Raw genomic sequence first — 24,558 nt, 5'->3', positions numbered from 1 at the left:
ATATGGCAACTCCGCACGCGCGGTCGAGAGGCGTTACGGATTGTTCATGCACATAGCCGTGTTGATGTTCGCTTTGATGACGGTCGCAAATCCGGCATGGGCGCAAGCGACAAAACCGGTCAGGCTTGTCGTTCTCGGCGATTCCCTAAGCGCCGGTCTTGGCCTCCCGGCCCAGGAAGCGTTCCCCATAAAGCTTCAAAAAGCTTTGCAGGACAAAGGCATAGAGGTCGCCATGACCAATGCCGGGGTGTCCGGCGACACCTCCTCGGGTGGCCGTGACCGGCTCGACTGGTCGGTCCCTGACGGAACCGACGGTGTGATCATCGAGCTCGGCGCCAACGACGCGCTGCGCGGCATCAATCCCGACCTGACGCGCACTGCGCTGACCGAGATCGTCCAGCGCCTCAAGGCGCGCAAGATCGCGGTGATGCTGTGCGGCATGCTGGCGCCGCCGAATTACGGCGCGGATTACGCCGCGCGCTTCAATTCGATTTATCCGGATCTGGCGAAAAAACTCGACGTACCGCTCTATCCGTTTTTCCTTGAGGGTGTCGCGGCCGACGCCAAGCTCAACCAGGCTGACGGCATTCATCCGACCGCGCCCGGCGTCGACATCATCGTCAAGAATATCTTGCCCACGGTTGAGGCATTCCTTGGCACGATAAGCGAGCAACGGCGTTGAAAAGCAGGCAGCGCCGACCGCAATTCCCAGGGTTTTACCGGGGTGAGGCGCGCGATGCTTCGCAGGGTCACACAACTGCGATAGGAATTAGGGTACCGGTGATTCGTCGCCGGCTCTAAAATTTGGATATGGTCTTTCCCCGGGATCATGCCCAAGCATCGGGAGTGCGAAACGATGCCGCGTTTGTTCACTGGTCTGGAAATTCCGGCCGAGATCGGCCAGTCGCTTTCCAATTTGCGGGGCGGCCTTCCCGGCGCCCGCTGGATCGATCCCGAAAATTACCACGTCACCCTGCGTTTCATCGGCAATATCGACGGCATGTCCGCCAACGAAATCGCCTCGATGCTGTTTCGCGTCGATCGCAAGCCGTTCGAGGTGAAGGTGCAGGGCCTCACCAGTTTTGGCGGGCGCAAGCCGCGTGCGGTGGTCGCGACCATCGTGCCGAGCAAGCCGCTGATGGAATTGCAGGCCGAGCTCGAGCGCCTGATGCAGCGGATCGGCCTCGACCCTGAAGGCCGCAAGTTCATCCCGCATGTCACGCTGGCTCGGCTGCACGACGCCACCGACCGTGACGTCGCCGATTATCTCTCGCTGCGCGGCTATTTTCCCAGCAAGGCGTTCACGGCCGAACGTTTCGTGCTGTTCTCGTCCCGCGCCTCAACCGGCGGCGGCCCGTATGTGGTCGAAGACGCCTACGAGCTGTGTGAGTGAGCTTGGCTCGGAAGAACGCGAGCCATATGGCGGGTGGCGTCTATCGCGTCAGAATGGCAATCCGTGTTTGTCATAGACAACGATTTCGTCTGGCGTTTGCTCGGCTAGCACAGGCAACTCGCTCCAGCGTCGGCGGATCGCGGCCATATCGTCCAAGAGAGTAGTCTTGCGATGCTGATTGTCGATCCGGCTAAGCCGCTCCTCGATAGCTCGCTTCGTCGCGACCACAACGGTCTCGCCGGTGAGTTGCGCCAGTCTCCACGCGAGATGCTCGGTCTCGGGGTCCTCGATACTAAGAGCCATGTCAGAACCTCAAAGAGCCGCTTAACTCTCTGATATATCAATCATCTGCGCGCACCGACGGGGACAAGGGTAAGCGCATACGCCCCTTGCGCCAATATGCCATTGCAATTTCCGCCCGTCTCTGGCGGTAAAGGGCCATGCTCTCGACCCCCAGTTCCTCATTCCGCGACGCCTATCAGGCCCAGATCGCGTCCGGCGCGATCGAGCCCGACGCTGCGCAGGCCGAAATCGCCGAAGCCTATGCGGCGCTCGACCAGCGGCTCGCCGACTACAAGCCGCAGCGCAAGCAGGGGCTGCTCAGCCGTCTGTTCAGCAGCGACAAGGACGAGGCGCCGCACGGGCTCTACGTGCATGGCGAGGTCGGCCGCGGCAAGACCATGCTGATGGATCTGTTCTTCCAGCACAGCACCGTCGAGCACAAGCGGCGGGCGCATTTCCACGAATTCATGGCCGATGTGCACGAGCGCATCTACGACTATCGCCAGGGCATTGCGCGCGGCGAGATCGCCGATGGCGACGTCATCGCGCTGACCGCGCATGCGATCTTCGAGGAGAGCTGGCTGCTCTGTTTCGATGAATTCCACGTCACCGACATCGCGGACGCGATGATCCTCGGCCGTCTGTTCGCAAAGCTGCTGGAGCTCGGCACCGTGGTGGTCGCGACCTCCAACGTCGCGCCTGACGACCTCTACAAGGGTGGTCTGAACCGTTCGCTGTTCCTGCCCTTCATCAAGCAGATCACCGACCACATGGACGTGCTGCGGCTCGACGCGCGCACCGACTTCCGGTTGGAAAAACTTCAGGGCGTGCCGATGTGGCTGACGCCGGCGGACGCCGAAGCGGACACCGCGCTCGATCGCGCCTGGTCGAAGATGTCAGGCAGCGCCAAATGCAAGTCGCGCGATATTTCGATCAAGGGCCGCATCCTGCACGTGCCGTGCTCGGCGCACGGCGTGGCGCGCTTCGCGTTCGCCGATCTCTGCGAGAAGCCGCTCGGCGCATCCGACTATCTCAGGCTGGCGCACGACTATCACACCATCCTGGTCGACCATATTCCAGTGATGGACATCTCTCAGCGCAACGCCGCCAAACGTTTCATCACGCTGATCGACACGCTGTATGACAATGCCGTGAAGCTGATGGCCTCGGCCGATGCAAACCCGATCTCGCTCTATCTTGCCAACGAGGGCAACGAGGCCAACGAGTTCAAGCGCACCGCCTCGCGCCTGATTGAAATGAGCTCGGAATCCTATCTGGCGCTGCCCCACGGCCACAAGGATTCCACCGCCAGCGGCTCGACCAAGGGCTTGGTGGAGACTTAAGTCCTATTTGCCAGCGCTGTCATTCCGGGGCGCGCCCCTTCGCGGGCGAGCCCGGACTCCACTTTTGCCACCCGTCTTGAGGCCCGATGCATTCCGGGCGCGTCGCCTCGCGATGCCTCGGAATGACAGGGATGCGCTCGAATACGAGGCAAGCCCGACAATTGGGCAAGCCCTGACTTGAACGGGGGAGGCGAAAGGGATAACCACCCGTCTCAGTTTTCCCCTCCTTACGTGTCTAAAGGACAGGCTCACATGGCGCGCGACAAGATTGCTTTGATTGGCTCCGGTCAGATCGGCGGAACGCTGGCTCATCTCATCGGCCTGAAAGAGCTGGGCGACGTGGTGATGTTCGATATCGCCGAGGGCGTGCCGCAGGGCAAGGCGCTCGACATCGCGCAGTCCTCGCCGGTCGACGGCTTCGACGCGCACTACACCGGCGCGAACTCCTACGAGGCACTCGACAACGCAAAGGTCTGCATCGTCACCGCCGGCGTGCCGCGCAAGCCCGGCATGAGCCGCGACGACCTCCTCTCCATCAACCTCAAGGTCATGGAGCAGGTCGGCGCCGGCATCAAGAAGTATGCCCCCGACGCCTTCGTCATCTGCATCACCAACCCGCTCGACGCGATGGTCTGGGCGCTGCAGAAGGCCTCCGGCCTGCCGCACAAGAAGGTCGTCGGCATGGCCGGCGTGCTGGATTCGTCGCGCTTCCGCTACTTCCTGGCCGACGAGTTCAACGTTTCGGTCGAAGACGTCACCGCCTTCGTGCTGGGTGGCCATGGCGACACCATGGTGCCGCTGGTGAAATACTCCACCGTCGCCGGCATCCCGCTGCCCGATCTCGTCAAGATGGGCTGGACCTCGCAGGCGCGCCTCGACGAGATCGTCGACCGCACCCGCAACGGCGGCGCCGAGATCGTCAATCTGCTCAAGACCGGCTCGGCCTTCTACGCGCCGGCGGCTTCCGCGATCGCGATGGCCGAGAGCTATCTGCGTGACAAGAAGCGCGTGCTGGCCTCGGCCGCCTACCTCAACGGCGAATACGGCGTGAAGGACATGTATGTCGGCGTGCCCGTCGTGATCGGCTCCAAGGGTGTCGAGCGCGTGGTCGAGATCGAGCTCGTTGGCAAGGACCGCGAAGCCTTCGACAAGTCGGTCGGCGCAGTGCAGGGTCTGGTGGACGCCTGCAAGAAGATCGCACCCGATCTTCTCGGTCGCTAAACTCAATAATCCCCGCCGAAGATCGAAAACCGGTCTTCGGCGGTTTCATTTCCGGGCCTCGCGTCGGGCGGGTTCCGGATCGGCAGTCCAGAGATCGATGTCAAAGAATCCGGGTTGCAGTTCCTGTGGTATATGGTATGCCAGCCACAAGACTGAGGTGGGCCTACGAGGTCACCGCCCGCGGGTTCAGGGAGCGACCATATGAATATCCATGAATATCAGGCCAAAGCGCTGCTGAACGAGTTCGGTGTAGCGATCTCCAAGGGCGTTCCGGTCCTGAAGGCCGCCGATGCGGACGCGGCGGCAAAGGCCCTTCCGGGCCCGGTCTGGGTCGTGAAGAGCCAGATCCACGCCGGCGGCCGCGGCAAGGGCAAGTTCAAGGAAGCCTCGGCCGGCGACAAGGGCGGTGTGCGCATCGCCAAGTCGGCCGCGGAGGTTTCCGAGTTCGCCAAGCAGATGCTCGGCGCCACGCTCGTCACCATCCAGACCGGCCCCGCCGGCAAGCAGGTCAACCGCCTCTACATCGAGGACGGCTCCGACATCGACAAGGAATTCTACCTCTCGATCCTGGTCGATCGCGAGACCTCCCGCGTCTCCTTCGTGGTGTCGACCGAGGGCGGCGTCAACATCGAGGACGTCGCGCACAACAGCCCTGAGAAGATCGTGACCTTCTCGATCGATCCCGCGACCGGCATCATGGGCCATCACGGCCGCACCGTCGCGAATGCGCTGAAGCTCTCCGGCGATCTCGCCAAGCAGGCCGAGAAGCTCACCGCGCAGCTCTACGCCGCCTTCGTCGCCAAGGACATGTCGATGCTGGAGATCAACCCGCTGGTCGTGACCAAGCAGGGCCAGCTCCGCGTGCTCGACGCCAAGGTGTCGTTCGACGACAACGCGCTGTTCCGCCATCCCGAGGTGCTCGCGCTGCGCGACGAGACCGAGGAAGACGCCAAGGAAATCGAGGCGTCGAAATACGACCTCAACTACGTCACCCTCGACGGCAATATCGGTTGCATGGTCAACGGCGCCGGTCTCGCCATGGCCACGATGGACATCATCAAGCTCTACGGCATGGCGCCGGCGAACTTCCTCGACGTCGGCGGCAGCGCCAGCAAGGAGAAGGTCGCGGCCGCCTTCAAGATCATCACCGCGGACCCGAACGTGAAGGGCATCCTGGTCAACATCTTCGGCGGCATCATGAAGTGCGACGTGATCGCCGAGGGCGTCACGGCTGCGGTTCGTGAAGTCGGCCTCAGCGTGCCGCTGGTGGTTCGCCTCGAAGGCACCAATGTCGAGCTGGGCAAGAAGATCATCCGTGAATCCGGCCTGAACGTGGTGCCGGCCGACAATCTCGACGACGCCGCGCAGAAGATCGTGAAGGCCGTCAAGGGAGGCTGAGGCCATGACCCAGGACCATCTCGCTGCATTATCCCCGTTGCCGGAGCACGCGCGTCTTGCCGCGTTCGCCGGTGAATGGAATGGCGAAGAGGTGGTCTTTCCGTCGCGCTGGACGGAGGGCGGCACTGCGACCTCTCACGTCGTGGCCCACATGGATCTCAACGGCTTCTATCTGATCCAGGACTCGGTCCAGACCCGCGACGGCAGGCAGAGCTTCGCCACCCACGGCATCTTCACCTTCGACCGCGAAGACCGGACCTATAAATTATTCTGGTACGACTCGCTCGGCTACACGCCGCCCTCGCCCGCCTCCGGCGGGTGGGTCGGCAAGACCCTGACGCTGGTGCGCGGCTCGCTCCGCGGCAATGCGCGCCACGTCTACGAAATCATCGACGACGATTCGTACTCGTTGAAGATCCAGTTCTCGCCGGACGCGGAAGGCTGGGCCGACGTGCTCACCGGCGTCTACCGCCGCATCCACTGACCTCTCACTCGTTAGTTTCGCGAAAGCAGACCTCATGTCCATCCTGATCGACAAGAACACCAAGGTCATCTGCCAGGGCTTTACCGGCAAGAACGGCACCTTCCATTCGGAGGCCGCGATTGCCTACGGCACCAAGATGGTCGGCGGCACCTCGCCGGGCAAAGGCGGTGCGACGCATCTGGGCCTGCCGGTGTTCGACACCGTGCGCGAGGCGCGCGAGAAGACCGGTGCCGATGCGTCGGTGATCTACGTGCCGCCGCCGGGCGCGGCGGACGCGATCTGCGAAGCCATCGATGCCGAGGTCCCGCTGATCGTCTGCATCACCGAAGGTATCCCGGTCATCGACATGGTGCGGGTGAAGCGCTCGCTGGCCGGCTCCAAGTCGCGCCTGATCGGGCCGAACTGCCCGGGCGTCATGACCGCTGGCGAGTGCAAGATCGGCATCATGCCGGCCAACATCTTCAAGACCGGCAGCGTCGGCATCGTCTCCCGCTCCGGCACCCTGACCTACGAAGCCGTGTTCCAGACCTCTCAGGAAGGCCTCGGCCAGACCACGGCGGTCGGCATCGGCGGCGACCCGGTCAAGGGAACCGAGTTCATCGACGTGCTGGAAATGCTGCTTGGCGATCCCAAGACCGAGTCGATCATCATGATCGGCGAGATCGGCGGTTCCGCCGAGGAGGACGCCGCCCAGTTCCTCAAGGACGAGGCCAAGCGCGGCCGCAAGAAGCCGATGGTCGGTTTCATCGCCGGTGTGACCGCCCCTCCCGGCCGCCGCATGGGCCATGCCGGCGCGATCATTTCGGGCGGCAAGGGCGACGCCGGTTCGAAGACCGACGCGATGAAATCGGCAGGAATTACAGTGTCGCCGTCTCCCGCCCGCCTCGGTCACACGCTTGCCGAAAAGTTGAAGGGCTAATTCAGTCCTTGGCAATTTTCCGGGCGAAGTTTCGCAGCAAATAGGATAAATGGTGCCTGTCGCGCTGGTCCCCTGCCGGGGAGCCCAGCGCCAGCGCCGTTTGTTATGCGCGAACCGAAATCGCCAGGAACTCAAGTATGTCTCGCCAAGACGCGAACGCAGCCTTTGCCCTCTCCTCCTTTTTGCAGGGCACCAACGCCACCTACATCGACGAAATCTACGCCCGCTACGAGAAGGACCCGTCCTCGGTCGATGCCGAGTGGCAGGAATTCTTCAAGAGCCTCAACGACCCGCCGGGTGACATCAGCAAGAACGCCCAAGGCCCGTCCTGGGAGCGCGCCAACTGGCCGCTGACCCCGCAGGACGATCTGACCTCCGCGCTCGACGGCAATTGGGCCGAAGTCGAGAAGACGGTCGGTGCCAAGATCGCCGCCAAGGCTCAGGCCAAGGGTGGCGATAAGGGCGGCGGCCTCTCCTCCGCCGACCTGCTCCAGGCCACGCGCGACTCCGTCCGCGCGCTGATGCTGATCCGCTCCTATCGCATGCGCGGCCACTTCCACGCCAAGCTCGATCCGCTCGGCATCGAAGCCCCGCGCAACCGCGAGGAGCTCGACCCCCGGACCTACGGCTTCAGCGAAGCGGATTTCGACCGAAAGATCTTCCTCGACCACGTGCTCGGCCTCGAATACGGCAGCCTGCGCGAGATCACCGCGATCTGTGAGCGCACCTACTGCCAGACGCTCGGCGTCGAGTTCATGCACATCACCAATGCGGCACAGAAGGCCTGGATCCAGGAGCGGATCGAGGGGCCGGACAAGGAAATCTCGTTCACCCGCGAAGGCCGTCGCGCCATCCTGATGAAGCTGGTCGAAGCCGAAGGCTTCGAGAAATTCTGCGACACCAAGTTCACCGGCACCAAGCGCTTCGGCCTGGACGGCGCCGAGTCACTGATCCCCGCGCTCGAGCAGATCATCAAGCGCGGCGGCAATCTCGGCGTGAAGGAGGTCGTGCTGGGCATGCCGCATCGCGGCCGCCTCAACGTGCTGACCCAGGTGATGGGCAAGGCGCATCGCGCGCTGTTCCACGAGTTCAAGGGCGGCTCGGCCAATCCTGACGCCGTCGAAGGCTCCGGCGACGTCAAATATCACCTCGGCGCGTCCTCGGACCGGGAGTTCGACGGCAACCGCATCCATCTGTCGCTGACCGCCAACCCCTCGCATCTCGAGATCGTCGATCCCGTCGTGCTCGGCAAGGTCCGCGCCAAGCAGGACCAGCACGGCGATCCGCCGGACATGCGCATCTCGGTGCTGCCGCTCCTGATGCACGGCGACGCCGCGTTCGCCGGCCAGGGTGTGGTCGCGGAATGCTTCGGCCTGTCGGACCTGAAGGGCTACCGCACCGGCGGCTCCGTGCACTTCATCGTCAACAACCAGATCGGCTTCACCACCTATCCGCGTTATTCCCGTTCGTCGCCTTACCCGTCCGACGTGGCGAAGATGATCGATGCGCCGATTTTCCACGTCAACGGCGACGATCCGGAAGCCGTGGTGTTCGCGGCCAAGGTCGCGACCGAGTTCCGGCAGAAATTTCACAAGCCTGTGGTCATCGACATGTTCTGCTACCGCAGGCATGGCCATAACGAGGGCGACGAGCCGGCTTTCACCCAGCCGGTGATGTACAAGAAGATCGCGGCCCATCCGTCGACGCTCGAGCTCTACGCCCGCCGCCTCATCAGCGAAGGCGTGTTGACCGAGGGCGAGGTCGACAAGGCCAAGGCCGATTGGCGCGCGCGGCTCGATGCCGAGCTCGAAGCCGGCTCCGGCTACAAGCCCAACAAGGCCGACTGGCTCGACGGCAAATGGGCCGGCTTCAAGATCGCCGATCCGGAAGAAGATGCGCGGCGTGGCGTCACCGGCGTCGACATCGCCGAGCTGAAGGACATCGGCCGCAAGATCACCAAGGTGCCGGACGGCTTCCGCGTCCACCGCACCATCCAACGCTTCCTCGAGAACCGGTCCAAGGCGATCGACGGCGGCACGGGCATCGACTGGGCTACCGGCGAGGCGCTGGCGTTCTGCACGCTGCTCAACGAGAACCACCATGTCCGGCTGTCCGGACAGGATTCGGAGCGCGGCACCTTCTCGCAGCGCCACTCGGTCCTGATCGACCAGGAAGACGAGAGCCGCTACACGCCGTTCAACCATCTCGGCCACGAGCAGGGCCATTACGAGGTCATCAATTCGCTGCTGTCGGAAGAGGCCGTGCTCGGCTTCGAATACGGCTACTCGCTCGCCGAGCCGAATACGTTGACCCTGTGGGAAGCGCAGTTCGGCGACTTCGCCAACGGCGCGCAGGTCGTGTTCGACCAGTTCATCTCCTCGGGCGAGCGCAAATGGCTGCGCATGTCCGGCCTCGTCTGCCTCCTGCCGCACGGCTATGAAGGCCAGGGACCGGAGCACTCCTCGGCGCGTCTGGAGCGTTATCTGCAGATGTGCGCGGAAGACAACATGCAGGTGGTCTATCCGACCACGCCGGCGAACTACTTCCACGTGCTGCGCCGCCAGCTCCATCGCGAGATCCGCAAGCCGCTGATCGTGATGACGCCGAAGTCGCTGCTGCGTCACAAGCGGGCGGTGTCGCGTCTCGAGGAGCTCGCGAAGGGAACGACCTTCCACCGCATCCTCTATGATGACGCCCAGATGCTGCCGAGCGAAGCGGTCAAGCTCGTTTCCGACGAGAAGATCCGCCGCATCGTGCTCTGCTCGGGCAAGGTCTATTACGACCTCTACGAGGAGCGCGAGAAGCGCGGCATGGACGACATCTACCTGATGCGCGTCGAGCAGCTCTATCCGGTGCCGCTGAAGGCGCTGGTGGCCGAGCTGTCGCGCTTCAAGAAGGCCGAAGTGGTGTGGTGCCAGGAAGAGCCCCGCAACATGGGGGCCTGGCACTTCATCGAGCCCTATCTGGAATGGGTGCTGAACCAGGTGAACGGCGCGAGCCGGCGTCCGCGTTATGTCGGCCGCGCCGCCTCCGCCGCGACCGCCACGGGTCTGATGTCGAAGCATCAGGCGCAGCTGAAGGCGTTCCTGGACGAAGCATTGAGCTGAACTTTTTCGAGCTGCGTCATGCCCCGCCTCGTGCGCAACGGCGCACTGGCGCGGGGCATCCGGCAAACCGTGGCGTCCGTGGTGAATGCGAACGTTTCGGCTTGCTGGATGGCCTGCTTTTCGCCGGCCGATGACACCTGAAAATTCCCGACCGCATTGGCGATCTCCTTAAGGAAAAGACCATGACTGAAATTCGTGTGCCGACCCTCGGCGAATCCGTCACCGAGGCCACCATCGGCCGCTGGTTCAAGAAGGCCGGCGATCCCGTCGCCGTCGACGAGCCCTTGGTGGAGCTCGAGACCGACAAGGTCACCATCGAAGTCCCGGCGCCCTCCGCCGGCACGCTGAGCGAGATCGTCGCGGCCGATGGCGCCACCGTCGCGGTCGGCGCGCTGCTCGGCCAGATTACCGAAGGCGCCGCTGGCGCTGCCAAGCCGGCCGCTGCGCCCGCAAAGCCCGCGGCAGCCGCTCCTGTCGCCGCTGCGGCTGCTCCTGCTGCGTCGAAGGCTCCGCCGGCCGACGCCCCGCTCGCCCCGTCCGTGCGAAAGCTCTCGGCCGAGACCGGCATCGACGCCTCGACCGTTCCCGGCTCCGGCAAGGACGGCCGCGTCACCAAGGGCGACATGCTCGCCGCGATCGAGCGTGCGGCCTCCGCGCCGACCCCGGTCAACCAGCCCGCCGCCGCCGTTCAAGTCCGCGCGCCGTCGCCGGCCGATGACGCCGCCCGCGAAGAGCGCGTCAAGATGACCCGGCTGCGCCAGACCATCGCGCGCCGCCTCAAGGACGTGCAGAACACCGCCGCGATGCTCACGACCTTCAACGAGGTCGACATGACCAACGTCATGGCACTGCGCGCGCACTACAAGGATGCGTTCGAGAAGAAGCACGGCAGCAAGCTCGGCTTCATGGGCTTCTTCACCAAGGCCGTCGTGCAGGCGCTGAAGGACATCCCGGCCGTCAACGCCGAGATCGACGGCACCGATTTGATCTACAAGAACTACTACCACATCGGCGTCGCCGTCGGCACCGACAAGGGCCTCGTGGTGCCCGTGGTGCGCGACTGCGACAACAAGTCGATCGCCGACATCGAGAAGGGCATCGCCGATTTCGGCCGCCGTGCCCGTGACGGCCAGCTCAAGATCGACGAGATGCAGGGCGGCACCTTCACGATCACCAATGGCGGCATCTACGGCTCGCTGATGTCGACCCCGATCCTGAACGCGCCGCAGTCCGGCATCCTCGGCATGCACAAGATCCAGGAGCGGCCGATGGTCGTGGGCGGCAAGATCGAGGTCCGCCCGATGATGTATCTGGCGCTGTCCTACGATCACCGCGTCATCGACGGCAAGGAGGCGGTGACCTTCCTGGTCCGCGTCAAGGAGAGCCTGGAAGATCCGGCTCGCCTGGTGCTCGATCTCTGATCCCTGATGCTCTGCGAGCGCCGTCGCCTTTCGCGACGGCGCGTGTCGAACCATGGAGGCGCGCGTGACCGATAAAGTCGTTGTCATCACCGGCGGCAGCCGCGGCATCGGGCGGGCGACCGCGATTGCGGCGGCCGCGCGCGGCTTCCGAATCGTCGTCGGCTATGCCAGCAACAAGACGGCCGCCGACGAGGTGGTCGCCGCGATCGAGGCCAGCAACGGCAAGGCGATCGCGGTCAAATGCGATGTCGCCGAGGAAAGCGACATCCTGGCGCTGTTCAAGGCCGCCGACGGGTTCGGCACGCTCGGCGCACTCGTCAACAATGGCGGTATTGTCGGGACCAGCGGCGTGCGTGTCGACGAGATGTCGGCCGAGCGCATCCAGCGCGTGATGGCGGTCAACGTCACCGGCTCTATCCTCTGCGCGCGCGAGGCGGTGAAGCGGATGTCGACCCGGCACGGCGGCCAGGGCGGCGTCATCGTCAATCTGTCGTCGGTTGCTGCCAAGCTCGGCGCGCCGAACACCTATGTTGACTATGCCGCGTCCAAGGGCGCGATCGATTCTTTCACTGTCGGCCTCGGCCATGAGGTTGCCGGCGAGGGCATTCGCGTCGCGGGCATCCGCCCCGGCCTGATCGACACCGAAATCCACGCTGCCGGCGGTGAGCCCGACCGCGCCCATCGTCTGGCCCATATGGTGCCGATGAAGCGCGTCGGTACTGCCGATGAAGTCGCCAATGCCATCGTCTGGCTGATGTCGGACGACGCCTCCTACGTCACCTCAGCCATTCTCGATGTGTCCGGCGGACGCTGACGCACCGGCGGACGCTGACACATCCTCATCACGCTAAACCTACGGGACTTTCTCTCATGGCTACCTACGATCTCGTCGTCATCGGCACCGGACCGGGCGGTTATGTCTGCGCGGTGCGCGCAAGCCAGCTCGGCATGAAAGTCGCCGTGGTCGAAAAGAACGCCACGCTCGGCGGCACCTGCCTCAATGTCGGCTGCATGCCGTCGAAGGCGCTGCTGCACGCCTCCGAAATGTTCGAGGAAGCCGGGCATTCCTTTGCCAAGATGGGCGTCAGCGTCTCCGCGCCGAAGCTCGATTTGCCTTCGATGATGAACTTCAAGCAGCAGGGCATCGACGGCAACGTCAAGGGCGTCGAGTTCCTGATGAAGAAGAACAAGATCGACGTGCTCAAGGGCACCGGCAAGATTCTCGGCACCGGCAAGGTCGAAGTCTCCGCCGACGGCAAGTCGCAAGTGGTCGAGACCAAGAGCATCGTGATCGCCACCGGCTCGGACATCGCGCGGCTGAAGGGCATCGAGATCGACGAGACGCGCATCGTGTCGTCGACGGGCGCGCTGTCGCTGGACAAGGTCCCCGGCAAGCTGCTGATCGTCGGCGCCGGCGTGATCGGTCTCGAGCTCGGCTCGGTCTGGCATCGTCTCGGCGCCGAAGTCGTCGTCGTCGAATTCCTGGACCGCATCCTGCCCGGCATGGACGGCGAGATCGCCAAGCAATTCCAGCGCATCCTGGAGAAGCAGGGCTTTGCGTTCAAGCTGGGCGCCAAGGTCACGGGCGTGGACACCTCCGGCAAGACGCTGAAGGCGACGATCGAGCCCGCCGCCGGCGGCGCCGCCGAGACGCTGGAAGCCGACGTCGTTCTCGTCTGCATCGGCCGCGTGCCGTACACGGATGGGCTCGGCCTGAAGGAAGCCGGGATTGCGCTCGACAATCGCGGCCGCGTGCAGATCGACCCGCATTTTGCCACCAGTGTGAAGGGCGTCTATGCCATCGGCGACGTCGTCGCGGGCCCGATGCTCGCGCACAAGGCCGAGGATGAAGGCGTCGCGGTTGCCGAGATCATCGCCGGGCAGGCCGGCCACGTGAACTACGATGTTATCCCGGGCGTCGTGTATACCACGCCGGAAGTGTCCTCGGTCGGCAAGACCGAGGAGGAGCTGAAGCAGGCGGGCGTGGCTTATACCGTCGGAAAGTTCCCCTTTACCGCCAACGGCCGTTCCAAGGTCAACCAGACCACTGACGGTTTTGTGAAGATTCTCGCAGATGCGAAGACCGATCGCGTGCTCGGCGTCCACATTATCGGCCGCGAAGCCGGCGAAATGATCCATGAAGCGGCCGTTCTCATGGAGTTTGGCGGCAGTGCGGAGGATCTCGCCCGCACCTGCCACGCGCATCCGACCCGCTCGGAAGCCATCAAGGAAGCCGCGCTTGCAGTCGGCAAGCGGGCCATCCATATGTAGGCTGCGTCCAGCGCCGAATCGGGCGGGAAACACATGTTACGCCGCCTGCTTCAACCGGTCTGGGTCCTGCTTGCGATCATCTTCCTGATCGAAGCCTGGCTGTGGGATCATCTCGAACCGATCGTCGCGCGGGTTGTCGCAATCATCCCGCTCGCGCGTTTCAAGCAATGGCTGACGGAGCGCGTCGATGCGCTGTCGCCGGCGATGACGCTGATCGTGTTCGCGGTTCCAATCATCCCGCTGTTTCCGCTCAAGCTGGGTGGCCTATGGCTGCTCACGCACGAATACTGGACCAGCGCGGTCGTCACCATCCTGTTCGCAAAACTGCTCGGGGTCGGCGTCACCGCTTTCGTGTTCGACGTGACGCGCGACAAGCTGATGGAGATGGCCTGGTTCGAGCGGCTCTATGATCTGGTGCTGAAGCTGCGCGCCAAGGCCGCCGAGCTGGTCGACCCGATCAAGCGACGCATCCGCGAGCTGATCGCCGGCAACGGCGAAGGCTGGTCCTCCCGCACGTTCCGCCTGATCCAGCGTTTTCGCAAGAGCGTGCACGAAGCGCGCTGAACGTTCCCGCATCCTCGGTGTCATCGCCCGGCCTAGACCGGGCGATCCAGTATTCCAGAGAAAACGAAGAGATACGGAGGAGCCGCGGCGTACTGGACGCCCCGGTCAAGCCGGGGCACGACAGCGGAATGTCTGGCGGCCGATTTGCATCGCGCCGTGGTCACGCCCCATGCCCCTCAGTGCAGATGCAGCAGGTGCGGCAACCACAGACCGAGCCCGGTCATGACGAGCCCGCCGAGCGTCAGCAGGCCAGCGACATAGGCGAGTGCGATCATGCCGGTGATGATGGTGGCCGACGCCAGCACGATGCCGATCTGGAAGGCGGCGGACGCCAGCTCGAAATGATGATACTTCGCGGTGGCCTCGTCGCGCTCATGCTCGGCGTGCTTGGCTTTTTCGGCGAGCTGCTCGGTGCCTTCGCCGGTCTCCGGCTCGGAGCGGTAGCGCGCCGCGGTCTTCTGCCAGTCCTCGATCTGCTTCTGCGCAGCGGCCTTGATGGCGTCGTCGGTGACGGAGCCCAGCGTCAGCTTGCCCTGCTCGGCGGCGGCCTGCACCACGGTGCGGCGGATGCTTTTGGCCTGGAAGAAGGCCCAGAGATTGGAAGCTTGGACGTTCTTGCTGATCGACTCCGTCTGGGCGCCCTTGCCGAGCGTTTCCGAGATCGCCAGGAACAACGCCAGCACCGCGATCAGGAGCGCGATGTTCTTGTTCGAGCCGGACGCGTGTTCGGCGTGCTCGGCATGCTCCATGCTTTCATGTGCGCTCATAAATTCCTCCTGGCCAGGTTCCCACGATTGACCGAACCGCGGGCGCCGCGCAAGAGGCATGCGCGGCAAGAGAGCTTGCCAAGAGAGCTTGCCAAGAGAGCTTACTATGACAGCTTCATGTCAGCATCACCGCCGCGGATGCGCGCTGGCATAGACTTCCAGCAGCCGCTCGGAATCGATGCCGGTATAGATCTGCGTGGTCGAGAGCGAGGCATGGCCGAGCAATTCCTGGATCGCGCGCAGATCGCCGCCGCGTGACAACAGATGCGTGGCGAAGGAATGCCGGAGCGCGTGCGGCGTCGCGCTGTCGGGCAGGCCGAGCGCGCCGCGCAGCCGCTCCATCGCGAGCTGGATGATGCGCGGGCTCAAGGGCCCGCCGCGTGCGCCGACGAAGATCGGGCCCTCGCCCGGCAACGGATACGGGCACATCGCAACATAGTCCTGCACGAGCGCGAGCACGTTCTGCAGCACCGGCACCATACGCGTCTTGTTGCCTTTGCCGGTTACGATCAGCACGTCGCCTTCGCCGGGGCGCGGCACCTCGCGGCGCTTCAGGCCCAGCGCTTCGGAGATGCGCAGGCCCGAGCCGTAGAGGAGAGCCATCACCGCGGCGTCGCGCGCAAGAATCCAGCTCTCGCGGTCCTCGCCGGCGCGCTCGTCGGCGTCCGCAAGACGTTTGGCCGACGCCATCGGCAGCGGCTTCGGCAGGCTTTTTGCGACTTTCGGCGCGCGGATCGCCGAGAGTGCGCCGACCTTGCCCTTGCCCTCGCGTTCGAGGAAGCGGCCGAACGAGCGCAGGCCCGCGAGCGCGCGCATCAGGCTGCGGCCGGCAATGTCGTCGGCGCGGCGCATCGCCATGAAGGCCCTGATATCGGTGGCTTCCAGCGCGGCAAAACGCTTGAGCGTCACCCGCTCGCCCCAATGGGTGCAGAGGAAATTCAGGCACTGCCGCAAGTCGCGGGCATAGGCCTCCAGCGTCTTCGGCGACAGCCGTCGCTCCGCGCCGAGATGCGACAGCCAGCGCGCCATCTCCTGCGCGATGTCGGGATCGGCGCTGGCGAGCTCGATTTGTGGGGCGGTCGCTTTGCTCATGCGCTCTGGACGTGGTGATTCCACTCAGTATATCGCATCACACTCGTTTATCGTTCGCTAAGGCCGCCTCAGGGCGCTAGCCTTGAGGCCCCGGGTTCCGATTCTCCCTGCATGGATCACACAGCGCGCAGCAACGCCGTCTCCGCCAACGCGACCGGCATGGTCGACGTGCTGGTGCCGGTCGCGCTCGACCAGACCTATTCCTACAAGGTGCCGCGCGGGATGGAGCTGAAGGCGGGCGATTTTGTCGGGGTGCCGCTCGGCCCGCGCGAGGTGATCGCTGTGGTCTGGGCCGAAAACGCCAATCCCGATCCGCGCCTGCACAACCGCCTCAAGGAGGTCAGCGAAAAGCTCGACATCCCGCCGTTGAAGCCCGAGCTGCGTGCGGTCGTGGACTGGGTCGCCAATTACACGCTGAGCCCGCGCGGCATGGTGCTGCGCATGTGCCTGCGGATGGGGGAGAACCTCGGTCCCGAGCGGGCACGCGCCGGCGTGCGCCTGGTCGGCGATCCCCCGCGGCGACTGACACCGGCGCGGCAGCGCCTGATCGAGGTGCTGTCGGACCGGCTGCTGCACGGCAAGTCCGAGGCGGCCAAGGAGGCCGGCGTTTCGGCCGGCGTGATCGACGGCCTCGTGGACGAAGGCACGCTCGCGGTCGAACCGATGCCGCCGCCTCCGCCGCCGCCGGCCCCCGACCCGGATTTCAGCCGGCCGGATTTTTCACCGCTCCAGCGCGCCGGCGTCGATGCGATGCGCGCGCTCGCCGCCAACGGCAGCTTCCACGTCGCGCTGCTCGACGGTGTCACCGGCTCGGGCAAGACCGAGGTTTACTTCGAAGCCGTGGCCGAGGCGATCCGCCGCGGAAAACAGTCACTGATCCTGATGCCGGAGATCGCGCTCACCGGTCAGTTCCTCGACCGCTTCGCGCAGCGTTTTGGCGTGCGGCCGATCGAATGGCATTCCGAGCTGACGCCGCGTACCCGTGCGCGCAATTGGGCGGCGATCTCCGAGGGCAGCGCGCCGGTCGTGGTCGGCGCGCGCTCCGCGCTGTTTTTGCCCTACGGCAATCTCGGCCTCATCGTCGTCGATGAAGAGCACGACCAGGCCTACAAGCAGGACGAGGGTGTGCATTATCACGCCCGCGACATGGCGGTGGTGCGCGCGCATATCGCAAAGGTCCCGATCGTGCTGGCCTCGGCGACGCCGTCGGTCGAATCCGAGGTCAATGCGCGCAAGAACCGCTATCAGCGCATCGCGCTGCCGTCGCGCTTCGGCGGCCAGCACATGCCGCATATCGAGGCCATCGACCTGCGCCGCGAGCCGCCCGCGCGCGGCCGCTTCATCTCGCCGCGGCTGGCCTCCGAGATCAGGACCGCGATCGAGCGGCGCGAGCAGGCGCTATTGTTCCTCAATCGCCGCGGTTATGCGCCGCTGACGCTGTGCCGCGCCTGCGGTCATCGCTTCGCCTGCACCATCTGCGATGCCTGGCTGGTCGATCATCGCTTCCGCCAGCGCCTCGTCTGTCACCATTGCGGCTTCTCGATGCCGCGTCCGCAGACCTGTCCGCATTGCGCGGCAGAGGAATCGCTGGTCGCAGTCGGGCCCGGCGTCGAGCGCTTGCAGGAAGAGGCGGCGGCGCTGTTCCCGGAAGCGCGCACCATGGTGCTGTCGAGCGATCTCATCACCTCGATCGAGACCATGCGCTCGGAACTCAATGACATCGCGGAGGGCCGCGTCGACATCATCATCGGCACGCAGCTCGTCGCCAAGGGCCACAATTTCCCGCGGCTCAATCTCGTCGGCGTGGTCGATGCGGATCTTGGCCTGTCCAACGGCGATCCGCGCGCCTCCGAACGTACCTGGCAATTGCTTAACCAGGTGATCGGCCGCGCCGGCCGCGAGCAGGGCCGCGGCGTCGGCTATCTCCAGACCCATCAGCCCGATCATCCCGTGATGAAGGCGCTGATCGCCTGCGACCGCGAAGCCTTCTACGACAGCGAGATCGATTTGCGCGAACGCACGCTCTATCCACCGTTCGGGCGGCTCGCGAGCCTGATCATTTCCGCCGGCGACCGGCCGAGCGCCGAAGGCTTTGGCCGCCGCCTCGTTGCGCTCGCGCCGCGCGATGAGCGCGTGGTGGTGCTAGGGCCGGCGGAAGCCCCTCTCGCGGTCATCAAGGGCCGCTACCGATTCCGCATCCTGGTGAAATCGGCGCGCGGGTTCGACCTGTCGGATTATTTGCGCAACTGGCTTGCCGTATGCCCGAAGCCGAAGGGCAATCAAAAGCTGGAAGTCGACGTCGATCCGCAGAGTTTTTTGTAGGCCACCGCCGCGGCCACACCTCCATCATCATTCCGGAGCGATGCGCAGCGTCGAACCCGGAATCTCGAGATTCCGGTTCACGCTTCGCGTGCCCCGGAATGACAAAGAATAAAAAAAGCCCGCCGTCCCCCAAGATCATGGGAAGACGGCGGGCTTATTTCACGCGTCGCGCGCTTTAGGAGACGACTTCCGCGGTGACGCGGCCGACGCCGGCGCCGGTGAGGCCGATGGCGCGGGCAGCACCCGTGGAGAGGTCGAGGACACGGCCGCGAATGAACGGGCCACGGTCGTTGATGGTGACGACCACGCTCGAGCCGCCATGGGTGACGCGCAGCTTGGTGCCGAACGGCAGCGAACGGTGCGCTGCGGTCATGGCGTTCTGGTTGAAGCGCTGGCCCGACGCGGTCTTGCTGCCGGACTCGTTGCCGTAGAACGAAGCCATGCCGGAGAAGGAACGCCCGGTACCCTGCGACGGCGTCATCGACGCGTTGGCGTTACGCCAATCGGAGGTCGTGTTGGCATCGTTCTGGGCGTGGTGGCGGTGATGATGGTGAGAGTACCGGTGGTGATGGCGGGATTTGGCGGATGCTTCGGTGGCAGTTCCACCGATGAGGAGAGTTGCGGCAACGAAAGCCATCGCCGTACGCGGCCGGGTCACACAGCCCAGCATCTTCAAAGAAAGCATTTAGTGGTCCCTAAGCTAGTATTGCCACATATGTGGCAAGTGGAGCCCCCGTAAGTTTGTGAGCGAGGTGGCGTTTCGTTTCCTAATGAGGCGTGAATTGGGCAGTAAATCCGTTCCGTGTCGGCGTGTAATATCTTGTTACCGGCACAGGTATTCAGCCGATATTCCGTAATCTTGGATTTTAACGATTTATTAACCTAATGATTACTTGTTAATACTGTAAAACGAAGTCATAGCTTTCTGTGTTTAGAATTCCGTAAGTATTCGGCGAGTGAAGCCCTCGCGTCGGAAATCACGCCCGAGTGATCCGTGTTCATGGCCGCTATGCGCTCAGCGCAGGAACGAATGGCCCGGCGTCGGCTCGCAGAGCGTGGCAATTCCGCGGCATGGCAGGTGTCATCGCGTCGTCGGGGACTGCGACGAACTGGCGACAGAGCGTCATGCCTTTAGTTTGGCGTCATGTTGCACCTGCGCGCCTGCTATGTTAGCAAAGCCGCGATTTTAACGAGCCCGGCACTTCCGTGCGGGGTCGAAAATCGAAGTCCCGCTTGAATTCCAAGGGCTTGGATCGCTAGGCGCCGCTTCGTGGCGACGGTTTTTCCCTTGCGAGTTTGACAGCAAAAAGAGCGCGTCTGTGGCTGCAGAAGATACGTCCGTTTCCGGTGTGTCGGGCCGTTATGCAACGGCCTTGTTTGAACTGGCCCGTGACCAGAAAGTGGTCGACGAGGTCAAAGCCGATCTCGACAAATTCGAGGGGATGCTGAACGAAAGCGCCGATCTGAAGCGCCTCGTCCGCAGCCCGGTGTTCGCGGCCGATGCGCAGTCCAGGGCCCTCTCGGCCGTGCTGAACAAGACGGGGATCGCCGGCATCTCCGCCAATTTCCTGAAAGTGCTGACCGCCAACCGTCGCCTGTTCGTGGTGGCTGACGTCATCCGCGCCTATCGCGCCCTAGTCGCCCGCTTCAAGGGCGAGGCGACGGCCGACGTCACCGTGGCGGAGGCGCTTTCGGACAAGAATCTCGACGCCCTCAAGGTTGCCCTGAAGTCGGTGACCGGCAAGGACGTCGCGCTCAACGTGAAGGTCGATCCCTCGATCATCGGTGGCCTCGTGGTCAAGCTTGGCAGCCGGATGATCGATAGTTCGCTTCGCACCAAACTCAATTCGATCAAGCACGCGATGAAAGAGGCAGGCTGATGGACATCCGCGCCGCGGAAATTTCCGCGATCCTCAAGGACCAGATCAAGAATTTCGGCCAGGAAGCTGAAGTCTCCGAAGTCGGACAGGTGCTGTCCGTCGGCGACGGTATCGCCCGCGTCTACGGTCTGGACAACGTCCAGGCCGGTGAAATGGTCGAGTTCGAGAACGGCACCCGCGGCATGGCGCTGAACCTCGAAACCGACAATGTCGGTATCGTTATTTTCGGCGCCGACCGCGAGATCAAGGAAGGCCAGACCGTCAAGCGCACCCGCGCCATCGTGGACGCGCCGGTCGGCAAGGGCCTGCTCGGCCGCGTCGTCGACGCGCTCGGCAACCCGATCGACGGCAAGGGCCCGATCCAGGCCGACAAGCGCATGCGCGTCGACGTCAAGGCGCCCGGCATCATTCCGCGCAAGTCGGTGAACGAGCCGATGGCGACTGGCCTCAAGGCGATCGACGCCCTGATCCCGATCGGCCGCGGCCAGCGCGAGCTGATCATCGGCGACCGCCAGACCGGCAAGACCGCGATCGCGCTCGACACCATCCTCAACCAGAAGCCGCTCAACGCGCAGCCGGACGAGAACATCAAGCTGTATTGCGTCTACGTCGCGATCGGCCAGAAGCGCTCGACCGTTGCCCAGTTCGTGAAGGTGCTGGAAGAGCAGGGCGCGCTCGAATATTCGATCATCGTCGCCGCCACCGCTTCGGATCCGGCGCCGATGCAGTACATCGCGCCGTTCACCGGCTGCACCATGGGCGAGTACTTCCGCGACAACGGCATGCACGCCGTCATCATCTATGACGATTTGTCCAAGCAGGCCGTCGCCTACCGCCAGATGTCGCTTTTGCTGCGCCGCCCGCCGGGCCGCGAAGCCTATCCGGGCGACGTGTTCTATCTGCATTCCCGCCTGCTCGAGCGCGCGGCGAAGCTGAACAAGGACCAGGGCTCGGGCTCGCTGACGGCGCTGCCGGTCATCGAAACCCAGGCCAACGACGTGTCGGCCTACATTCCGACCAACGTCATTTCGATCACCGACGGCCAGATCTTCCTGGAAACCGACCTGTTCTTCCAGGGCATCCGCCCCGCGGTGAACGTCGGTCTGTCGGTGTCGCGCGTCGGTTCCTCGGCGCAGACCAAGGCCACCAAGAAGGTCGCCGGCAAGATCAAGGGCGAGCTCGCGCAGTACCGCGAAATGGCGGCGTTCGCGCAGTTCGGCTCCGACCTCGACGCCTCGACCCAGCGCCTGCTCAACCGCGGCTCGCGTCTCACCGAACTCCTGAAGCAGCCGCAGTTCGCGCCGCTGAAGATGGAAGAGCAGGTCTGCGTGATCTGGGCCGGCACCAACGGCTATCTCGATCCGCTCCCGGTCAACAAGGTGCGCGCGTTCGAGGACGGTCTGTTGTCGCTGCTGCGCGGCAAGAACGTCGAGATCCTCAACGCGATCCGCGACAGCCGCGATCTCTCCGACGACACCGCCGCCAAGCTGAAGTCGGTGGTCGAGGGTTTCGCCAAGAGCTTCGCATAAGAGAACCGTCGCATGGCCGGGCTTCTTGTCCCGGCCGTCCGTGCTCACCGCATGGAGACAAAGACGTGGATGCCCGGGACAAGCCCGGGCATGACGACTGGGATAGGCTAGCGGCTTGATCCAAGGGATCGAACCGCCGGGGTGAACGAAGAATGGCGTCACTTAAAGACATGCGCGTCCGCATCGCCTCCACCAAGGCGACGCAGAAGATCACCAAGGCCATGCAGATGGTCGCGGCGTCCAGGTTGCGCCGCGCCCAGCAAGCGGCCGAGGCGGCGCGGCCCTATGCCGACAAGATGAGCGCGGTGATCGCCAACATCGCCAGCGCTGCCGCCGGTTCGCCCGGCGCGCCGGTGCTGCTGGCCGGCACCGGCAAGGATCAGGTTCACCTGCTGCTGGTCTGCACCGGCGAGCGCGGCCTGTCGGGTGCCTTCAACTCCTCGATCGTGCGCCTCGCGCGCGAGCGCGCCCAGGCGCTGATGGCGCAGGGCAAGGACGTCAAATTCTTCTGCGTCGGCCGCAAGGGCTACGAGCAGCTCCGCCGCCTCTACGACAAGCAGATCGTCGAGCACCTCGACCTGCGCGGCGTTCGCCAGCTCGGTTTCGTCAACGCCGAGGACATCGCCAAGAAGGTGCTGGCCCGTTTCGACAACGGCGAATTCGACGTCTGCACGTTGTTCTACGCGCAGTTCAAGTCGGTGATTGCCCAGATCCCGACCGCGCAGCAGATCATTCCGCTGACCGTGGAAGAAAACGCGGCGAACGCGCCGTCGACGTCCTACGACTATGAGCCTGAGGAAGACGAACTCCTCTCCGGCCTGTTGCCGCGGAATATCGCGGTGCAGATCTTCCGCGCACTGCTGGAAAACAACGCCTCGTTCTACGGCGCCCAGATGAGCTCGATGGACAACGCCACCCGCAACGCCGGCGAAATGATCCGCAAGCAAACCCAGATCTACAACCGAACCCGTCAAGCCCAGATCACCAAGGAGCTGATCGAGATCATCTCCGGCGCCGAGGCGGTCTGACGCACGAACCAAACGACGGTCGTTCAAGTAAAGAATTTCGAAGGAGAGCTTCATGGCTACAGCAGCTAACCAGGTCGGTCGCGTCACCCAGGTCATGGGCGCCGTCGTCGACGTTCAGTTCGAAGGCCATCTGCCGGCCATTCTGAATTCGTTGGAAACCAAGAACGGCAACATCCGCCTCGTGCTGGAAGTTGCGCAGCATCTCGGTGAGTCCACCGTGCGCACGATCGCGATGGACGTGACCGAAGGTCTGGTCCGCGGCCAGGAAGTGACCGACACCGGACAGCCGATCGCGGTCCCGGTGGGCGCGGGCACGCTCGGCCGCATCATGAACGTGATCGGCGAGCCGATCGACGAAGCCGGCCCGATCCAGTCCGAAGGCCGGCGCGCCATCCACCAGGAAGCGCCGAGCTACACCGACCAGTCGACCGAAGCTGAAATTCTCGTCACCGGCATCAAGGTCGTCGACTTGCTCGCGCCCTACGCCAAGGGCGGCAAGATCGGCCTGTTCGGCGGCGCTGGCGTCGGCAAGACCGTGCTGATTCAGGAGCTGATCAACAACGTCGCGAAGGCGCACGGCGGTTACTCCGTATTCGCCGGCGTCGGCGAGCGTACCCGCGAGGGTAATGACCTCTATCACGAGTTCATCGAGTCCAAGGTCAACGCCGATCCGCACAATCCGGATCCGAGCGTCAAGTCGAAGTGCGCGCTGGTGTTCGGCCAGATGAACGAGCCGCCCGGCGCCCGCGCCCGCGTCGGCCTGACCGGTCTGACCGTCGCCGAGCACTTCCGTGACCAGGGCCAGGACGTGCTGTTCTTCGTCGACAACATCTTCCGCTTCACCCAGGCCGGCTCTGAAGTGTCGGCGCTGCTCGGTCGTATCCCGAGCGCCGTGGGTTATCAGCCGACGCTCGCCACCGACATGGGCGCGCTGCAGGAGCGCATCACCACCACGCAGAAGGGGTCGATCACCTCGGTGCAGGCCATTTACGTTCCGGCCGACGACTTGACCGACCCGGCGCCCGCGACCTCGTTCGCGCATTTGGACGCCACCACGGTGTTGAACCGCGCGATCTCGGAAAAGGGCATCTATCCGGCGGTGGACCCGCTCGACTCGACCTCGCGCATGCTCTCGCCGCTCGTCGTCGGCCAGGAGCACTACGACACCGCGCGTCAGGTCCAGCAGGTGCTGCAGCGCTACAAGTCGCTCCAGGACATCATCGCCATTCTCGGCATGGACGAGCTTTCGGAAGAGGACAAGCTGACGGTGGCCCGCGCCCGCAAGATCGAGCGCTTCCTGTCGCAGCCGTTCCACGTCGCCGAAATCTTCACCGGCTCGCCCGGCAAGTTCGTCGACCTCGCGGACACCATCAAGGGTTTCCGCGGCCTCTGCGAAGGCAAGTATGACCACCTGCCGGAAGCCGCCTTCTACATGGTCGGCACCATCGAAGAGGCGATCGAGAAGGGCAAGAAGCTGGCGGCCGAGGCGGCCTAAGCTGCGAAGGGCGAGCAGGGAGTAGCGACCAGTCGCGCTGCT

Annotated in this window: 21 protein-coding genes; 17 read left to right on the top strand and 4 right to left on the bottom strand. The window is 64.2% G+C overall.

From position 1 onward, the window contains the following. Positions 1-46 precede the first annotated feature (46 nt). Positions 47-682, top strand: a complete 636-nt coding sequence (locus tag IVA88_RS10450) for an arylesterase (RefSeq protein ID WP_247497262.1) — start codon at positions 47-49, stop codon at positions 680-682. A gap of 174 nt (positions 683-856) precedes the next feature. Further along, the gene (gene thpR / locus IVA88_RS10445) at positions 857-1,393 is read left to right on the top strand and encodes an RNA 2',3'-cyclic phosphodiesterase (protein ID WP_247497204.1); all 537 of its coding nucleotides are present in this window, start codon (positions 857-859) and stop codon (positions 1,391-1,393) included. Positions 1,394-1,441: 48 nt separating this feature from the next. On the opposite strand, the gene IVA88_RS10440 is transcribed toward thpR, so the two are convergent. Further along, positions 1,442-1,696: a type II toxin-antitoxin system VapB family antitoxin gene (locus IVA88_RS10440; RefSeq protein ID WP_247497203.1), complete on the bottom strand. Its 255-nt coding sequence runs from the start codon at positions 1,694-1,696 to the stop codon at positions 1,442-1,444. A 137-nt stretch (positions 1,697-1,833) separates the two neighbouring features. Between IVA88_RS10440 and zapE the strand changes: the two genes are divergently transcribed. The 10 genes from zapE (at position 1,834) to IVA88_RS10390 (ending at position 14,403) form a co-directional block, all read left to right on the top strand. After that, a complete protein-coding gene (zapE, locus tag IVA88_RS10435; protein ID WP_247497202.1) occupies positions 1,834-3,018 on the top strand; it encodes a cell division protein ZapE in 1,185 nt (394 codons plus the stop codon). A 252-nt stretch (positions 3,019-3,270) separates the two neighbouring features. Beyond that, the gene (mdh, locus tag IVA88_RS10430) at positions 3,271-4,239 is read left to right on the top strand and encodes a malate dehydrogenase (protein WP_007598869.1); all 969 of its coding nucleotides are present in this window, start codon (positions 3,271-3,273) and stop codon (positions 4,237-4,239) included. A 201-nt stretch (positions 4,240-4,440) separates the two neighbouring features. Beyond that, positions 4,441-5,637: an ADP-forming succinate--CoA ligase subunit beta gene (sucC, locus tag IVA88_RS10425; RefSeq protein ID WP_007604323.1), complete on the top strand. Its 1,197-nt coding sequence runs from the start codon at positions 4,441-4,443 to the stop codon at positions 5,635-5,637. 4 nt (positions 5,638-5,641) lie between these two features. Further along, positions 5,642-6,121, top strand: a complete 480-nt coding sequence (locus IVA88_RS10420) for a DUF1579 family protein (protein WP_247497201.1) — start codon at positions 5,642-5,644, stop codon at positions 6,119-6,121. A 34-nt stretch (positions 6,122-6,155) separates the two neighbouring features. Then, a complete protein-coding gene (gene sucD, locus IVA88_RS10415) occupies positions 6,156-7,040 on the top strand; it encodes a succinate--CoA ligase subunit alpha (protein WP_247344406.1) in 885 nt (294 codons plus the stop codon). 137 nt (positions 7,041-7,177) lie between these two features. Continuing rightward, positions 7,178-10,147 (top strand): 2-oxoglutarate dehydrogenase E1 component, encoded by a 2,970-nt coding sequence (locus tag IVA88_RS10410; RefSeq protein ID WP_247497200.1) that lies wholly within the window; start codon positions 7,178-7,180, stop codon positions 10,145-10,147. A 182-nt stretch (positions 10,148-10,329) separates the two neighbouring features. Beyond that, entirely contained in the window at positions 10,330-11,568 is a 1,239-nt protein-coding gene (odhB, locus tag IVA88_RS10405) for a 2-oxoglutarate dehydrogenase complex dihydrolipoyllysine-residue succinyltransferase (RefSeq protein ID WP_247497199.1), read from the top strand. 64 nt (positions 11,569-11,632) lie between these two features. Further along, a complete protein-coding gene (locus IVA88_RS10400) occupies positions 11,633-12,382 on the top strand; it encodes an SDR family oxidoreductase (protein ID WP_247497198.1) in 750 nt (249 codons plus the stop codon). 56 nt (positions 12,383-12,438) lie between these two features. Further along, positions 12,439-13,839, top strand: a complete 1,401-nt coding sequence (lpdA, locus tag IVA88_RS10395) for a dihydrolipoyl dehydrogenase (RefSeq protein WP_247497197.1) — start codon at positions 12,439-12,441, stop codon at positions 13,837-13,839. Between the two features lie 33 nt (positions 13,840-13,872). After that, positions 13,873-14,403 (top strand): hypothetical protein, encoded by a 531-nt coding sequence (locus IVA88_RS10390; protein ID WP_247497196.1) that lies wholly within the window; start codon positions 13,873-13,875, stop codon positions 14,401-14,403. A gap of 176 nt (positions 14,404-14,579) precedes the next feature. On the opposite strand, the gene IVA88_RS10385 is transcribed toward IVA88_RS10390, so the two are convergent. Together IVA88_RS10385 and IVA88_RS10380 are read right to left on the bottom strand one after the other, a co-directional pair. Further along, positions 14,580-15,170 carry a DUF4337 domain-containing protein gene (locus tag IVA88_RS10385; RefSeq protein ID WP_247497195.1) on the bottom strand — a complete coding sequence of 197 codons (591 nt, stop codon included), beginning with the start codon at positions 15,168-15,170 and terminating at the stop codon, positions 14,580-14,582. Between the two features lie 126 nt (positions 15,171-15,296). Beyond that, complete coding sequence (locus IVA88_RS10380; RefSeq protein ID WP_247497194.1) at positions 15,297-16,262, bottom strand: tyrosine recombinase XerC; 966 nt, start codon at positions 16,260-16,262, stop codon at positions 15,297-15,299. 111 nt (positions 16,263-16,373) lie between these two features. Between IVA88_RS10380 and IVA88_RS10375 the strand changes: the two genes are divergently transcribed. Then, the gene (locus IVA88_RS10375; protein WP_247497193.1) at positions 16,374-18,584 is read left to right on the top strand and encodes a primosomal protein N'; all 2,211 of its coding nucleotides are present in this window, start codon (positions 16,374-16,376) and stop codon (positions 18,582-18,584) included. Positions 18,585-18,759: 175 nt separating this feature from the next. Here IVA88_RS10375 and IVA88_RS10370 read toward each other — a convergent pair whose 3' ends face one another. Continuing rightward, positions 18,760-19,269 carry a septal ring lytic transglycosylase RlpA family protein gene (locus IVA88_RS10370; RefSeq protein WP_247497192.1) on the bottom strand — a complete coding sequence of 170 codons (510 nt, stop codon included), beginning with the start codon at positions 19,267-19,269 and terminating at the stop codon, positions 18,760-18,762. A 634-nt stretch (positions 19,270-19,903) separates the two neighbouring features. Between IVA88_RS10370 and IVA88_RS10365 the strand changes: the two genes are divergently transcribed. From IVA88_RS10365 to atpD, 4 genes are all read left to right on the top strand, one after another. Beyond that, positions 19,904-20,464, top strand: coding sequence for a F0F1 ATP synthase subunit delta (locus IVA88_RS10365; protein ID WP_247497191.1), 561 nt, complete (start codon positions 19,904-19,906; stop codon positions 20,462-20,464). Next, entirely contained in the window at positions 20,464-21,993 is a 1,530-nt protein-coding gene (gene atpA / locus IVA88_RS10360; protein WP_007604342.1) for a F0F1 ATP synthase subunit alpha, read from the top strand. Before IVA88_RS10365 ends, atpA begins: the two co-directional genes overlap by 1 nt. A gap of 152 nt (positions 21,994-22,145) precedes the next feature. After that, positions 22,146-23,021 (top strand): F0F1 ATP synthase subunit gamma, encoded by an 876-nt coding sequence (locus IVA88_RS10355; RefSeq protein ID WP_247497190.1) that lies wholly within the window; start codon positions 22,146-22,148, stop codon positions 23,019-23,021. 52 nt (positions 23,022-23,073) lie between these two features. Continuing rightward, a complete protein-coding gene (gene atpD, locus IVA88_RS10350) occupies positions 23,074-24,516 on the top strand; it encodes a F0F1 ATP synthase subunit beta (protein WP_247497189.1) in 1,443 nt (480 codons plus the stop codon). Positions 24,517-24,558 lie beyond the last annotated feature (42 nt).

The sequence above is a fragment of the Bradyrhizobium sp. 149 genome (assembly GCF_023073915.1).
Lineage (GTDB): Bacteria > Pseudomonadota > Alphaproteobacteria > Rhizobiales > Xanthobacteraceae > Bradyrhizobium.
This window is presented reverse-complemented; position numbering and strand designations above follow the sequence as displayed.